The 14,182-nt window shown below is 68.2% G+C and carries 12 protein-coding genes; 8 read left to right on the top strand and 4 right to left on the bottom strand.

The features are described from left to right. On the bottom strand, positions 1 to 1,527 hold the full coding sequence (locus ACTIEY_RS16375) for a cryptochrome/photolyase family protein (RefSeq protein WP_439520188.1): 1,527 nt from the start codon (positions 1,525 to 1,527) through the stop codon (positions 1 to 3). 98 nt (positions 1,528 to 1,625) lie between these two features. On the opposite strand from ACTIEY_RS16375, the gene mutS reads away from it, so the two are divergent. Genes mutS through ACTIEY_RS16355 form a run of 4 tightly spaced genes read left to right on the top strand, consistent with a single transcriptional unit; the run spans position 1,626 to position 7,923 of the window. Then, complete coding sequence (mutS, locus tag ACTIEY_RS16370) at positions 1,626 to 4,277, top strand: DNA mismatch repair protein MutS (protein WP_439520187.1); 2,652 nt, start codon at positions 1,626 to 1,628, stop codon at positions 4,275 to 4,277. Next, positions 4,274 to 5,101 (top strand): peptidase, encoded by an 828-nt coding sequence (locus tag ACTIEY_RS16365; RefSeq protein WP_439520186.1) that lies wholly within the window; start codon positions 4,274 to 4,276, stop codon positions 5,099 to 5,101. The genes mutS and ACTIEY_RS16365 overlap by 4 nt, the downstream gene beginning before the upstream one ends. A 9-nt stretch (positions 5,102 to 5,110) precedes the next feature. Next, positions 5,111 to 5,971, top strand: a complete 861-nt coding sequence (locus ACTIEY_RS16360; protein WP_439520185.1) for an alpha/beta hydrolase — start codon at positions 5,111 to 5,113, stop codon at positions 5,969 to 5,971. A gap of 44 nt (positions 5,972 to 6,015) precedes the next feature. After that, positions 6,016 to 7,923, top strand: coding sequence for a PAS domain S-box protein (locus tag ACTIEY_RS16355; protein ID WP_439520184.1), 1,908 nt, complete (start codon positions 6,016 to 6,018; stop codon positions 7,921 to 7,923). Between the two features lie 12 nt (positions 7,924 to 7,935). Here the strand turns inward: ACTIEY_RS16355 and ACTIEY_RS16350 are convergent, their stop codons facing one another. From ACTIEY_RS16350 to ACTIEY_RS16340, 3 genes are read right to left on the bottom strand one after another with little or no spacing between them, the layout of a single operon-like run. Then, positions 7,936 to 9,168 (bottom strand): ABC transporter permease, encoded by a 1,233-nt coding sequence (locus tag ACTIEY_RS16350; RefSeq protein WP_439520183.1) that lies wholly within the window; start codon positions 9,166 to 9,168, stop codon positions 7,936 to 7,938. Then, positions 9,165 to 9,896 carry an ABC transporter ATP-binding protein gene (locus ACTIEY_RS16345; protein ID WP_439520182.1) on the bottom strand — a complete coding sequence of 244 codons (732 nt, stop codon included), beginning with the start codon at positions 9,894 to 9,896 and terminating at the stop codon, positions 9,165 to 9,167. Before ACTIEY_RS16345 ends, ACTIEY_RS16350 begins: the two co-directional genes overlap by 4 nt. A gap of 5 nt (positions 9,897 to 9,901) precedes the next feature. Then, a complete protein-coding gene (locus tag ACTIEY_RS16340; protein WP_439520181.1) occupies positions 9,902 to 11,320 on the bottom strand; it encodes an efflux RND transporter periplasmic adaptor subunit in 1,419 nt (472 codons plus the stop codon). 207 nt (positions 11,321 to 11,527) lie between these two features. On the opposite strand from ACTIEY_RS16340, the gene ACTIEY_RS16335 reads away from it, so the two are divergent. From ACTIEY_RS16335 to ACTIEY_RS16320, 4 genes are read left to right on the top strand one after another with little or no spacing between them, the layout of a single operon-like run. Beyond that, the gene (locus tag ACTIEY_RS16335) at positions 11,528 to 11,944 is read left to right on the top strand and encodes a DUF2306 domain-containing protein (RefSeq protein ID WP_439520180.1); all 417 of its coding nucleotides are present in this window, start codon (positions 11,528 to 11,530) and stop codon (positions 11,942 to 11,944) included. Positions 11,945 to 11,975: 31 nt separating this feature from the next. Next, positions 11,976 to 12,275 (top strand): 2TM domain-containing protein, encoded by a 300-nt coding sequence (locus ACTIEY_RS16330; protein WP_439520179.1) that lies wholly within the window; start codon positions 11,976 to 11,978, stop codon positions 12,273 to 12,275. A gap of 32 nt (positions 12,276 to 12,307) precedes the next feature. After that, complete coding sequence (locus ACTIEY_RS16325) at positions 12,308 to 13,342, top strand: sensor histidine kinase (protein WP_439520178.1); 1,035 nt, start codon at positions 12,308 to 12,310, stop codon at positions 13,340 to 13,342. A gap of 1 nt (position 13,343) precedes the next feature. Further along, positions 13,344 to 14,135 (top strand): LytR/AlgR family response regulator transcription factor, encoded by a 792-nt coding sequence (locus ACTIEY_RS16320; RefSeq protein ID WP_439520177.1) that lies wholly within the window; start codon positions 13,344 to 13,346, stop codon positions 14,133 to 14,135. Positions 14,136 to 14,182 lie beyond the last annotated feature (47 nt).

The following is a 14,182-nucleotide window of genomic DNA, read 5'->3' as shown; positions in this document are numbered from 1 at the left end:
TCAGCCCTGGCGCCCGGCCCGCACCTCGCTCGCCCGCGCCTGGATCGCGCTTCGCTCTGTCGGGGCCAAGCGCGCCAGGTTCTTCACCTGAAGGGCCAGCCGGGGGTGGCTGGCGAAGCGGACTTCGTGACGAATGAGGAAATCCCAATACAGGGTGGTGAACGGGCACGCGCGCTCACCGGTGCGCTCGCCGGGGTCGAAGCGGCAGCCCCGGCAGTGGTCGCTCATGCGGTCGATGTACCGTCCGCTGGCAATGTAGGGCTTGCTCGCCAGCAGGCCACCGTCGGCGTACTGGCTCATGCCCAGGGTGTTGGGCAGCTCCACCCACTCCACCGCATCCACGTACACGCTCAGGTACCACCCGTGCACCTGGCGCGGCTCGACGCCGAACAGCAAGGCGAAGAGCCCGGTCACCATGAGGCGCTGGATGTGGTGCGCGTAGCCATGCTGCAAGGTCTGGCCGATGGCGTCTGCCAGGCACTGCATGGGCGTGTCGCCGGTCCAGTACCACGCCGGCAGGTTCTCGTGGGCATCCAGCGCGTTCATGTCCGCGTAGTCGGGCATCTTCAACCAGTAGATGCCGCGCACGTATTCGCGCCAGCCCAGGATCTGCCGGATGAAGCCCTCGGCTGAGGCGAGCGGCACCCGCCCCTCGCGCCAGGCGGATTCGGCGGCGGCGATCACCTCGCGCGGATCGAGCAGCTTCAGGTTGAGCGCGGCGGCCAGGTGCGCGTGGTAGAGCCAGGGCTCGCCGGTCCACATGGCGTCCTGCCAGCGGCCGAAGTGTTCCAGGCGCTCGTCGATGAAAACCTGCATTGCCGCCAGGGCCTGTTCGCGGGTGACTGGCCAGCCAAAGGGTGCTGCCTGGCCGGGATGGTCCGTGAATCGGGTCCGCACCAGTTCGATCACTTCCTGCGTGATGCCGTCGGGTTCGAAGCGTGACGGCGGAGGGAGGAAACCCGGCCCGTTCGGCCCGAACGCCTCGCGGTTGTCGGCGTCGAAGTTCCAATCCCCGCCACAGGGCTGCCGGCCCTCCATCAGGATGCCGTGCTCGCGCCGCATCTCGCGGTAGAAAAACTCCATGCGCAGCGATCGTTTTCCGCGCACGTGGGCCGCGAAGCGCGCGTTGCTGCAAAGGAAGTGGCGGTCCTCCAGCACGTCCAGCGGAGTGGCACCCACCGCAACGCGCAAAGCCTGGAGCACGCGCCAGTCGCCAGGCTGCGTGAGCCGCACGCGCTGCGGCCGCCATGTCGCGATGGCTTCGACCAGGGCATCGCCAAGCCCTCCCTCGCGCAGGTGCTGGTAATCGAGCGGCAGGCCAGCGGCGCGCAAGGCCGCGGCGAAATGGCGCATGGCAGAAAGGAACTGCACGATGCGCTGCTGACTGCTCCACACGTGGGTGCTTTCCTCGGTGGTCTCGCACATCCACACCCGGTCCTGCGTGGGATCGAAGCCGTCGAACGCGCTGGCGTCGCGGTTGAGCTGATCGCCCAGCACCACCACCAGATGGCGGCACGGCCGGGTCATGGCCGGCGAGGCAGCATCCGCATGCTGCCCTTGATTCCACTGTCATCGGTCACCGGAACGTCCTTCACCTAAGATATCGCGCTTCACCCAAGTCCTTGATGAAACACGATTTTCCAGACAGCGCCGCCGCCGCCAGCCTGTCCGCACACACCCCCATGATGCAGCAGTACCTGGCCCTGAAGGCCGGGCACCCGGACACGCTGCTGTTCTACCGCATGGGCGATTTCTACGAGCTGTTCTTTGCCGATGCCGAGAAAGCTGCCCGGTTGCTCGACATCACGCTCACGCAGCGCGGCCAGTCCGCGGGCCAGCCGGTGGTCATGGCCGGCGTGCCGTTTCATTCGGTCGACACCTACCTCGCGCGCCTGATCAAATTGGGCGAATCGGTGGCCATCTGCGAGCAGGTGGGCGACGTGGCCACCGCCAAGGGCCCGGTGGAGCGCAAGGTGGTGCGGGTGGTCACGCCCGGCACCCTGACCGACAGCGAGCTGCTCTCCGACAAGACCGAGGCGCTGCTGATGGCGGTGCACCCGGGCGCACGCACCGGCTGCGGCCTGGCCTGGATGTCGGTGACGCAGGGCATCGTGTTCCTGGCGCAGTGCGCGAGCGATGAACTGGCCGACTGGGTGGCGCGCGTCGCTCCAGGCGAGCTGCTCTACAGCGCCGAGGCCACGCCCGCTTTCGAACGTTCAATACAGACCCTGGCCAGCCACAGCGGCGGCAACGGCACCCGGCTGGTGGCGGTGCTGCGGCCCGCCTGGGCCTTCGACGCCGGGCTGGGCCAGCGCAAGCTGCTGGAGCAGTTGCAGGCCGCCAGCCTGGCCGGCTGGGACGCGCAGGACCTGCCCGATGCCCACGCCGCCGCCGCAGCCCTGCTGCAATACGCCGAGCACACCCAGGGCCGCGCCCTCACCCACGTGCGCAGCCTGCAGGTGGCGCGCAGCGACGAGCGCATCGACCTGCCGGCCAACACTCGGCGCAATCTGGAACTCACGCAGACGCTGCGCGGCGAGACCAGCCCCACCCTCTTCTCGCTGCTGGACGTGTGCTGCACCGGCATGGGCAGCCGGGCGCTGCGGCAATGGCTGCTGGAACCCCGGCGCGACCGCACCGAGGCACGCGAACGCCTGGCTGCCATCGGCGTGTTGCGCAGCGGCCTTTGGCAGGAGCTGCGCCAGTCGCTCAAGGGCGCGAGCGACGTGGAGCGCATCACCGCGCGCACCGCGCTGCGCCAGGTCAAGCCGCGCGAACTCGTGGGCCTGGGCCAGACACTGGAGCGCGCCCAGCAGCTTGCGCGCCAGCTCGGCCCTCAACCCGCCAGCGCGCTGCTGCACGGCATGGGCCAGCACCTGATGCCGCCACCGGGCTGCGCAGACCTGTTGCGCCACGCGCTGCTGGCAGAACCCGCCGCCCTGGTGCGCGATGGTGGCGTGATCGCCGATGGTTTTGATGCCCAGCTGGACGAGTTGCGCGGCATCCAGAACAACTGCGACGGTTTCCTGGTGGAACTGGAGCAGCGCGAGCGCGCGCGCACCGGCATCGCCAACCTGCGCGTGCAGTTCAACAAGGTGCATGGCTTCTACATCGAGGTGACCCAGGGACAGGCGGCGAAGGTGCCCGACGACTACCGCCGGCGTCAGACGCTCAAGAACGCCGAGCGCTTCATCACGCCCGAACTCAAGGCCTTCGAAGACAAGGCGCTCTCGGCGCAGGACCGCGCGCTGGCGCGCGAGAAGTGGCTGTACGAACAATTGCTCGACCAGCTTCAGGCATTCGTGGCGCCCCTCACGCAACTGGCCCGCGCCATGGCCGCGCTGGACGCGCTGTGCGCCCTCACCGAACGCGCCCTCACCCTGAACTGGTGCGAGCCCCGATTTGTCCCCGAGCCCTGCATCCACATCCGCGGTGGACGCCACCCGGTGGTGGAAGCCCGGCTGAACGAGACCAGCGGCGGCAGCTTCATCGCGAACGACACGGTGCTGGGCCCGAAGCAGCGCATGCAGGTGATCACCGGCCCGAACATGGGCGGCAAGAGCACCTACATGCGGCAGGTGGCGGTGATCGTGCTGCTGGCCAGCATCGGCAGCTGCGTGCCGGCCACTGAATGCCACCTGGGCCCGATCGACGCCATCCACACCCGCATCGGCGCGGCCGACGACCTGGCCAACGCGCAGTCCACCTTCATGGTGGAGATGACCGAGGCTGCGCAGATCCTGCACGCCGCCACGGCCGAGAGCCTGGTGCTCATGGACGAGATCGGCCGCGGCACGTCCACCTTCGACGGTCTGGCGCTCGCCGGCGGCATCGCCACGCACCTCCACGACAAATCGCGCGCTTTCACCCTGTTCGCCACGCACTACTTCGAACTCACCGAGTTTCCCGCCCGCCATCACGCGGCGGTGAACGTGCACGTGAGTGCGGCCGAAGCGGGTGGCAAGTCCGGCGGCATCGTGTTCCTGCACCAGATCGAACCCGGGCCCGCGAGCCGCAGCTACGGCATCCAGGTGGCGCGGCTGGCCGGCGTACCGCCTGGTGTGGTGCAGCATGCACGCCACGCCCTGGCTGCGCTGGAAGCCCAAAGCGAGGAAAGCCGCAGCCAGGTGGACCTGTTCGCGCCACCACCTGCCACACTCGAGCCCGAGACACACCCCCTGCAGGCTGCCCTGCAGGTGATCGACCCCGATTCCCTGACCCCGCGCGAGGCGCTGGAACAGCTCTACACACTCAAGAAACTGAGCAAGCCATCATGACCTACTGCGTCGCCGTGAAACTCAATGCCGGCATGGTCTTCCTGTCGGACTCCCGCACCAATGCGGGCCTCGACCAGATCAGCACCTTCCGCAAGATGATCGTCTACGAAAAGCCGGGCGACCGCTTCATGTGCCTCCTGTCGGCGGGAAACCTGAGCGTGTCGCAATCGGTGCGCGAGATTCTGCAGATCGAACAACTGGAGGATGCCGACGGCGGCGAACCCATCACCATCTGGAACGCCAGGAGCATGTTCGATGCGGCTCGTGTGCTGGGTTCGGCCGTGCGGCATGTCTATGAGCGCGACGGTGACTCCCTGCAGCGCGCCGGCGTGGAGTTCAATGTGTCCATGATCTTCGGCGGCCAGGTGCAAGGCGAAGGCATGCGCCTGTTCCAGGTCTACTCGGCCGGCAACTTCATCGAGGCCACCTCGGAAACGCCGTTCTTCCAGATCGGCGAATCCAAATACGGCAAGCCCGTGCTCGACCGCGTGATCACTCCCGACACGCCGCTGGACGAGGCCGCCAAGTGCGTGCTGGTCTCCATGGATTCCACGCTCAAGTCCAACCTGTCGGTCGGCCTCCCGCTGGACATGGCGGTCTACGAGGCCGACCGCCTGCAGTCCGACAAGATCACCTGCATCGACGACAACAATCCCTATTTCCGCATGGTGCACAACACCTGGGGCCAGAAGCTGCGCGAGGTGTTCGACAGCATCGAGGACCCGACCTGGGACGGCGCCCACACCGAGGTGCCCCTGCTGTGCAGCACGCCGCGCAGCCAGCCGCTGAAGAAGATCACCAACGCGCGCGAAAAGCTCATCTGAGGCCTCGCGTTGTCGCTCATCGTCTTCTCCCACGCCAACAGTTTTCCTGCCAGCACCTACGGCGTGCTGTTCAAGTCACTTCGGGCGCGCGGCCATGCGGTTCGCGCGGTGGACCGCTTCGGCCACGACCCCCGTTACCCTGTCACCAGCAACTGGCCTTTCCTGGTGCAGCAGCTCGCCGACTTCGCTGCGCCCGAAGTGCAGCGCCATGGCCAGGGCGCCTGGCTCGTGGGCCATTCGCTGGGCGGCTTTCTCAGCCTGATGTGCGCCGCGCGCCATCCGCGCCTGGGTGGCGAGGCGGTGCGCGGCGTGGTGCTGATCGATTCACCCATCCTGGGTGGCTGGCGTGCCCGTGCGCTGGAGGTGGTCAAGCGCACTCAGCTGGTGGGCTCCATCACGCCGGGCAAGGTGAGCCGGCGTAGGCGCAACGCCTGGCCCGACAGTGCCACGGCGCATGACTACTTCGTTTCCAAGCGGGCCTTTGCCGACTGGGACCCGCAGGTGCTTCGCGACTACATCCACCATGGCACGCAGGATCAGGTCGATGCCGAAGGCCGGGCGCAGCGCGTGCTGGCCTTCGACCGCGATATCGAGACGTCGATCTACAACACCCTGCCGCACAACCTGGACCGCCTGCTGCGCCGCCATCCGCTGGGCTGCCCGGTGGGCTTCATCGGCGGCACGCGCTCGCTGGAGATGAAGCAGGTGGGCATGGCCATGACCCAGCGGCTCGTCGGCCTGAAACACCCCGAACGGCTGATGATGGTGGAAGGCAGCCATCTGTTTCCGATGGAAAAGCCACAGGAAACGGCCAACGCGATCGAATCCGTGCTGCAGGCACTGGCACGCCCCCAAGCTCATCCGGTATAACGCTAACAAACCCCACACGCCTCTCTACCCAGCCCACGCCCTCCATGACCACCACCGCCCCCACGGGGTCCCTGGCGCAAAGGTACTGGCAGAAGCTGGTGGACTGGCAACCCGAGCGGCGCAGCGCCTGGAACCGCTACAGCGTCGCGTTGGTGGTGACGCTCCTGGCGGCCTGGCTGCGCATGGAGCTCGCGCCTGCCGAGTCGGGCGGCCGATTCATCACCCTCTCGCTCGCAGCCGCCATCTCGGCGCTGTACGGCGGTTTCCGCGTCGGCATGTTCAGCACCGTGATCGGCATGCTGCTGATCAACTTCCTGCTGGTCCAGCCGTACTTCAGCTTTGCGATCGACAACCGGGTGGAGGCCTTCTGGCTCAACCTGTGGCACTTCATCACGCAGATCGTGGTGGTGGGCTCCATCGCGCTGATGCAGCGCCGCAACCACGACCTGCGTGCCGCCACCGCGCAGCTCGAGGAAAGCAAGCGAAAGCTCGAAGACACCTTCGAGCAGGGTGCCACCGGCATGGCCCACAGCCACATCGATGGCCGCTGGATCCGCGTCAACCAGACCTATTGCGACATCGTGGGCTACACGAAGGCAGAAATGCTGGGCATGCACTTCCGTGATTTCACGCATCCGCAAGACCTGGCGCTGGACATGAAACAACTCCAGCGCACACTGGACGGCGAAATCACGCACTACAGCTTCGAAAAGCGCTACATCCACAAGCAGGGCCACAGCGTGTGGGTGTACCTGACGTTGTCCCTGGTGCGCACCGAGGCTGGCGAGCCCGACTACCTCATTGCGGTGGTGCAGGACATCAGCGCGCGCAAGGCCACCGAGGAAGCGCTGCGCACCAGCGAGCAACTGCTTCGCCAGGCGCACAAGATGGCCGGCCTGGCCAGCTGGCAGGCCGACGTGGCCACGCGCCGCTTCAGCACGCTGGCGCAATCCCACGGCGTGCTGCACCTGCCAGCACCGGAATTCAGCGACGAGGAACTGCTCGACCGCACACACCCTGAAGACCGGCCGCTGGTGCTGCAGCGCTGGTCTGAGGCGGTCAAGGGCGCGCTGAAGTACGACATCGAGTACCGCATGAATTTCGACGGAGAAGACCGCTGGTTTTCGGTGCAGGCGGAGTTCGAGCGAAACGCGCAGGGTCGCGCCGTGCGAGCGCTGGGCGTGACGCAGGATGTGACCGAACGCAAACGCAGCGAGATGGAAATCCAGCGACTCAACGCGTCGCTGGAACAACGCATCCGGCTTCGCACCCAGGCGCTGGAAGCTGCCTACGAGGAACTGGAGAGCTATTCGTATGCGGTTGCGCACGATCTGCGCTCGCCGCTGCGCATCATCAATGGCTTCGCGCAAGCGCTGCAGGAAGACAACCCATCCATGGACGCCGACAGCCAGGCGCACCTGGAACGCATCATGGCGGCGAGCAAGAAGATGGGCGAGCTCATCGACGGCCTGCTCACGCTCTCGCAATTCGCCCGGGGCGAACTGCGGCGCGAGCGGGTGGACATCAGTGCCATTGCCACGCGGCTGCTGGACGAGTTCGCCACCACCGAACCCGAGCGCCACGTGCAATGGCGGGTGGATCCCGGCCTGCAGGCCATGGGCGATCCGCCGCTGGTGGAAGCGTTGCTGCAGAACCTGCTGCACAACGCGTGGAAGTACACCGCCCAGACGCCGGCGGCCTCGGTGCGGGTGTACGCCCAGCGCCGCGACGGCAAGAACTGGTTCTGCGTCACCGACAACGGCGCCGGTTTCGACATGGCGCGCTCGGCCAAGCTCTTCCAGCCGTTCCAGCGCCTGCACATGCCCAATGAATTCAGCGGCCTGGGCATCGGGCTGGCCACGGCCCGGCGCATCGTGCAGCGCCACAGCGGCGAGCTGCAGGCCGAAGCAGCACCGGGTGAAGGCGCCACCTTCCGCTTCACGCTGGCCTGAAGCGACCCTCGGCTACTCGTGGCGCAGCGCCTGGATGGGCAGCAGTTGCGAGGCCCGCCGCGCGGGATAGAAGCCGAAGAACACGCCCACGAAGGCGGAGAACCCCGCCGCCAGCACGATGGAGTTCAGCGTCATGCTGACCTGCCAGCCGGCAAACTGGCCCACCGCCCAGGTGGCGATGGCCCCGAGCACCACACCGATGGCACCCCCGATCAGCGACAGCGTCACCGCCTCGATGAGGAACTGGCTCAGGATGTCGCGGCCGCGCGCACCCACGGCCATGCGAAGCCCGATCTCGCGTGTTCGTTCGGTCACGCTGACCAGCATGATGTTCATGATGCCGATCCCACCAACCACCAGGCTCACGCCCGCCACCGCCGAGAGCAACAAGGTCATCACCTGGCTGGAGGCCTCCTGGGCCTGCAGGATTTCGGTGAGGTTGCGCACCGTGAACGGGTCGTCGCTGCCCGGCTGCACGCGCTTGCGCTGCCGCAGCAATTCCTTGATGGCGTCTTCGGCCACCTGCATGCTCTGGCCCTCATACACCTTCACGTTGATCGAGCCCACGCGTTTGAGGCGGCCGCCGCCACCGCCCTGGATGCGGTTGCGGTAGGTGGAGATGGGGATCACGATCACGTCGTCCTGGTCCTGCCCCATGGAATTCTGGCCCTTGCGTTCGAGCAGCCCGATCACCGTGACGGGCACGCCCTTGATGCGCAGCACCTGGTCGATCGGGTCCTGGTCGCCGAAGAGCTCGCGCGCCACGGTGAGCCCAACGATGGCGACCTTCGCCGACCCCTGCAGCTCGGCGTCTTCGAACAGGCGCCCGGTGGCCAGTGGCCAGTCGCGCGCTTCGAGGTAGTCGTTGGTGGTGCCAAACACGGAGGTGGCCCAGTTGGTGTTGCCCGCGACCACTTGCGCGCTGGTGCGCGAGCTCGGCGCGGCCACCTGGACCTCAGGCACTTCGAGCGCGATCGCCTGCGCGTCGTCTTCCGTCAGGCCCTGCGCCGTCTGCGCCCCCAGCCTCACCCCCCCCGAGGTGACCCCGCCCGGGATCACCAGCATGATGTTCGAGCCCAGGCTCTTCATCTGGTCCTGCACCCGCGCGGTGGCGCCCGCGCCCACCGCGATCATGGTGATGACCGCCGCCACGCCGATGATGATGCCCAGCATGGTGAGGATCGATCGCAGCGCGTTGGAGGCGAGCGCGCGCCATGCACTGCGCAGTGCGGCCACGAAGTTCATGGCAGCACCTCGGCCGTTCCGTGGCGAACGGGTTGCTGCACCACGTCCTCGACGATGCGGCCATCGCGGAACACCAGCCGTCGACGTGCCCAGGCAGCGATGTCGGGCTCGTGCGTGACGAGCACGACGGTGATGCCCTGGTCGTTGAGATCGGTGAGCAGCCGCATGATGTCCTCGCTGGTGCGTGTGTCCAGCGCGCCGGTGGGTTCGTCGGCCAGGATCAGCTGCGGCTGGTTGACGAGCGCTCGCGCAATCGCCACACGTTGCTGCTGCCCGCCGGAGAGTTCGGCCGGCGTGTGGCCCGCTCGCTCGCCCAGTCCCACGCGCTGCAGGGCCTCCAGTGCACGGCGGTGGCGCTCGGCGGTGGGCACGCCGGCGTACACCATGGGCAACTCCACGTTCTCCTGCGCGCTCGTGCGCGGCAAAAGGTTGAACTGCTGGAACACGAAGCCGATGCGGCGGTTGCGCACGCTGGCCAGCGCATCGCCATCCAGCGATTCCACCGCCTCGCCGGCCAGGCTGTAGTGGCCGCTGGTGGGCCGGTCCAGGCACCCCAGGATGTTCATCAGCGTGGACTTGCCCGAACCCGATGCGCCCATGATGGCGACGAAGCCCCCCGTCTCGATCTGCAGCGAGACGCCGTCCAGGGCGCGAACCTCCTGGTCGCCCATGGCATAGGTCTTGACGAGGTCGCGCGCGTCGATGAGGGCGGGGGTGGCGGGGGTCATCGAATTCAGAACGGCATGCGGGGACCGGCCGGGGCGCGGGCGCCCGGTGCGCTGGTGGCCGCGCCACCGGTCACGCCGGTGACCACGGTGGCCCCTGCCGTGAGCACCGAGGCATCGGCCGATTCGGGCTGCACCAGCAACTCGGTGCTGGTGCCATCGGTCACACCCAGGCGCACGTCGTGGGCGGTGGGCTTACCATCGGCACCCAGCAGGAAGATGCGTCCGCGCGAACTTGCGCCACGGCCGCCTGCGCCCCCGGCGCCCATGCCGCGCGGTGGCTGGCCGTTCGCCCGCGACGCGGTGCCGCTGCCGCCGGGTGCGGAGGCGGCGCCCTGGGGCGCGTCCACCGGGCCCGCCGGTGCGGCGCGCGCGGCGGGCTCCACGCCGGCCAGCCGAACGCGCAGTGCCGCATTGGGCACCTTGAGCGCGTCCTCGCGCGCCGAGGTCACCACGCGCACGTTGGCGGTCATGCCCGGCAGGAGACGGCCGCTGTGGTTGGCGAACCCGACCACCGCCACGTAGGTCACCACGTTGGAGACATTGGTGGCGGCCTTGCGCACCTGTCGCACTTCGCCTTCGAAGGTCTGGCCAGGAAACGCATCCACCGTGAAGGTGGTCTTCTGCCCTGGCCGGATGCGGCCGACGTCGGCCTCGTCGATGCTGGCGTCGACCTGCATGTCAGAGAGGTTCTGGGCAATCACGAACAGCTCGGGCGCCTGCAGGCTGGCGGCCACCGTCTGGCCCTTTTCCACGGTGCGCTTGATCACGATGCCGTCCACCGGCGACGTGATGCGGGTGCGCGAGAGATCGATGCGCGCCTGCGCCAGCGCAGCTTCGCGCTGGGCCACATTGGCCTGGGCGCTCTGGATCTGAGCCTGGCTCACGCTCACCAGCGCCTGCACGGCGTTGACCGACTCCTGTGCCGAGTTCACCGCTGCCCGGGTGCGGTCGGCCTCGCTCTGCGCAATGAATCCCTGGGCCACGAGGCTGACGTTGCGGTCGTGGGCGCGCCTGGCCTCGGCCAGGTCGGTCTGCGCGCGCGACACGTTGGCCCGCGACGAGGCCGCATTCGCCACGGCAATGCCCACGGCAGCGCGGGCGGCATCCACATCGGCCTGGGCCGATCGGACGCGGTATTCGAAGGTCTGCGGATCGATCTCCGCGATGAGCTGGCCGGCCTTGACCTCGGTGTTGAAGTCGGCGTAGACGCCGCGCAACTGGCCGGAGACCTGGGTGCCGACCGAGACCTGCGTCACCGGATTGACCGTGCCGCTGGCCGACACGCTGGCCTGCAGCGGCCCGCGTTCCAGGGTGGCGGTGCGGTACTGCACGGCGGACTGCGCGTTGCGCTGCGTCCACCACCAACCCCCTCCCGCGAGCAAGGCCAGCACCACCACGCCAGAGATCCACGAGGACTTTTTCATGAGGCCCATTGTAGGAACGGGCCCCTGATTCACATCTCTGCAGGGTAACCACGCGGTTTCTCGCCGGTAAAGAGTCTTTGCCGACTGCACTTCACGCCGCCAGAACGCGTTTCGCGAACGCGGCCGGCATGTCCGTCGCAAACGCATGGCGAACCCAGAGGCGCCTGGGCACAGTCCGCGTCACCCATCCACTCCCAGGAGTTCGCCATGCAGCTCACCCCCGTCATCGCCATCCACCTGGCCGCCGCCCTGGCCGCCGTGCTCATTGGCCCGCTCGCCCTGTGGGCGCGCCGCCAGCCCACTGGCCAGCGCCCCCGCCTGCACCGCGCGGCCGGCTACGCCTGGGTCACGCTGATGCTGGTCACCGCGATCTCGGCCATCTTCATCAGCGACCCGCACATGCCCAACATCGCCGGCTTCTCGCCGGTGCACCTGCTGGTGCCGGTGGTGCTGGGCGCCCTGTTCTTCGCCTTCCGGTTTCTGCTGCACGGCAACGTGCGCGGCCACCGCATCACGATGCTCTCGCTCTACTTGGCCGGCTGCGTGGGCGCGGGGGCCTTCACGCTCCTGCCCCACCGCACCCTGGGCCAGCTGGTCTGGGGCCAGTGGCTGGGCCTCGCCTGAACCTGCTTTTCCCAACCCTCTGGAGATGTCCATGTATCCCACTTCCCGCCCCCTGGTCGACGACGAACTCGAAAGCCGTGCGCGCCGCCGCGCCGGTGCCCGCATGGGCTGGTACGTGCACGCGCTGGTGTTTCTGGCCGTCAACACCGCGCTGGCCTTCCTGTCTTTCAGCAGCGGCCGCCACTGGGCCATCTACCCCGCGCTGGGCTGGGGCCTTGGCCTGCTCATGCACGGCGTGGGTGTGTGGATCGCGCTGGGTGGCGGCGGACTGCACGACCGCCTGGTGGCGCAGGAGCGCGAGCGCCTGACCCGCGATCGAAACGGTCTGTGACCGCGGCGCCCGGCGTGCGGGATACTGCGTCCATGCCGCCGTTCAAGCCCGCCACCATCGCCCGCCGTGCCCTGGCGGCGGTGGTGTTCAACACCGTGATTGCGCTGGCCATCACCGTGGTCAGCGGCGAAAGCTTTGCCGTGAACATGCTCTATTCGCAGTTCATCGGCCTGTGCATCTGGGTGCTGATCGACGGCGGGCGCTACGTGCTCAACCCGGGCGGCTGGCCCGGCGCCCCGGCCATGGCAGCGCTGGTGGTGGCTTCGGTGCTGGCTTCGTACCTGGTGGGCAGCGTGTCGGCCAACCTGCTGCTGGGACGCGAGCTTTTGATGGGTCTGAACAACTTCCCGCGCGCCACGCTGGGCTTCGTGCTCATGTCGCTTTCTGCCGGCGGCTTTGGCGCCTATTTCTTCACCAGCCGCGAAATGCTGGCGCGTGCGCGCCTGGCCCAGGAAGAAGCGCAGCGCCAGGCCAGCGAAGCGCGGCTCAAGCTGCTGGAATCGCAGCTTGAACCGCACATGCTGTTCAACACGCTGGCCAACCTGCGCGCGCTCATCGGTACCGACCCCGACCGTGCCACCGCCATGCTGGACCGGCTCAACGGCTACCTGCGCGCCACGCTCACCGCGTCGCGCACCGAGGCCACCGCGGGTCGCCACACGCTCGCCGACGAGTTCGCGCGGCTGCGGGACTACCTGGAACTCATGGCCGTGCGCATGGGCCCGCGCCTGCGCTACACGCTGGAACTCCCTGAAAGCCTCGCGGGCCAGAGCGTGCCGCCGCTGCTGCTGCAGCCTTTGGTGGAGAACAGCATTCGCCACGGTCTCGAGCCCAGCCGCGAAGGGGGCGACGTGCAGGTGACTGCGCGCGCGGGCGCCAGCGGCCTCGAACTGGAGGTGAGCGACACCGGCGTGGGTTGCGATGCCGAACCGCAAGCCGGGTTCGGGCTGGCGCAAGTGCGCGAGCGCCTGGACACCGCCTACCCCGGCCAGGCCCGGCTGGACTGGGACAGCCGCCCCGGCGCCGGCACACGCGCCGTGCTCACCCTGCCCTTGAAAGGGGCCTGACGTGAACCCCACCGCGCTGATCGCCGAAGACGAGCCGCTGCTGGCGCAGGCACTGCAGGCCGAGCTGGCGCTCGCGTGGCCCACGCTTCGCATCAGCGCCGTGGTGGGCGATGGCGAATCGGCCGTGGCCCTGGCGCTGGCGCAGGCGCCAGACGTGCTGTTCCTCGATATCAGGATGCCCGGCCTGAGCGGACTGGAGGCCGCCGCCGAGCTGGCGGACGAGTGGCCGGAAGGCTCGCCCTTTCCTGCGATCGTGTTCGTCACGGCCTACGACGCCTACGCGGTGCAGGCCTTCGAGGCCCAGGCGGTCGACTACCTGCTCAAGCCCGTGCAACCCGAGCGGCTGGCGCGAGCGGTGCAGCGCGTTCAGGCCCAGCTGGCGGCCCGGCGCACCGCGCCAGCGGGGCTGGACGAGTCCATGGCCCAGCTGCGCGCCCTGCTGGCGGGTGGCGCCCAGCCGCCAGCTCCGCGACTGCAGGTGATTCCCGCCAGCGTGGGCCAGGGCATCCGCATGGTGCCCATTCGCGAGGTGCTGGTGTTCGAGGCCGCCGACAAGTACGTGCGCGTGCTGACCCGGGACAGCGAAGTGCTGATCCGCACACCGCTCAAAGAACTGCTGCCCCAACTGGACCCCGCCGTGTTCTGGCAGATCCACCGCGGCACCGTGGTGCGCGCCGATGCCATCGACAGCGTCACACGCAACGAAGCCGGGCGAATGAGTCTGCGGCTGCGCGGGCGGCCGGAACCGCTGGCCGTGAGCCGCCTTTATGCGGACCGGTTCAAAGCGATGTGAACGTATCCATTCACGTTTCCACCGTGTCCCGGTTGTGGCTTCTGACT

The organism is Hydrogenophaga sp., from assembly GCF_051858985.1.
Taxonomy (GTDB): Bacteria; Pseudomonadota; Gammaproteobacteria; order Burkholderiales; family Burkholderiaceae_C; genus Hydrogenophaga.
This window is presented reverse-complemented; position numbering and strand designations above follow the sequence as displayed.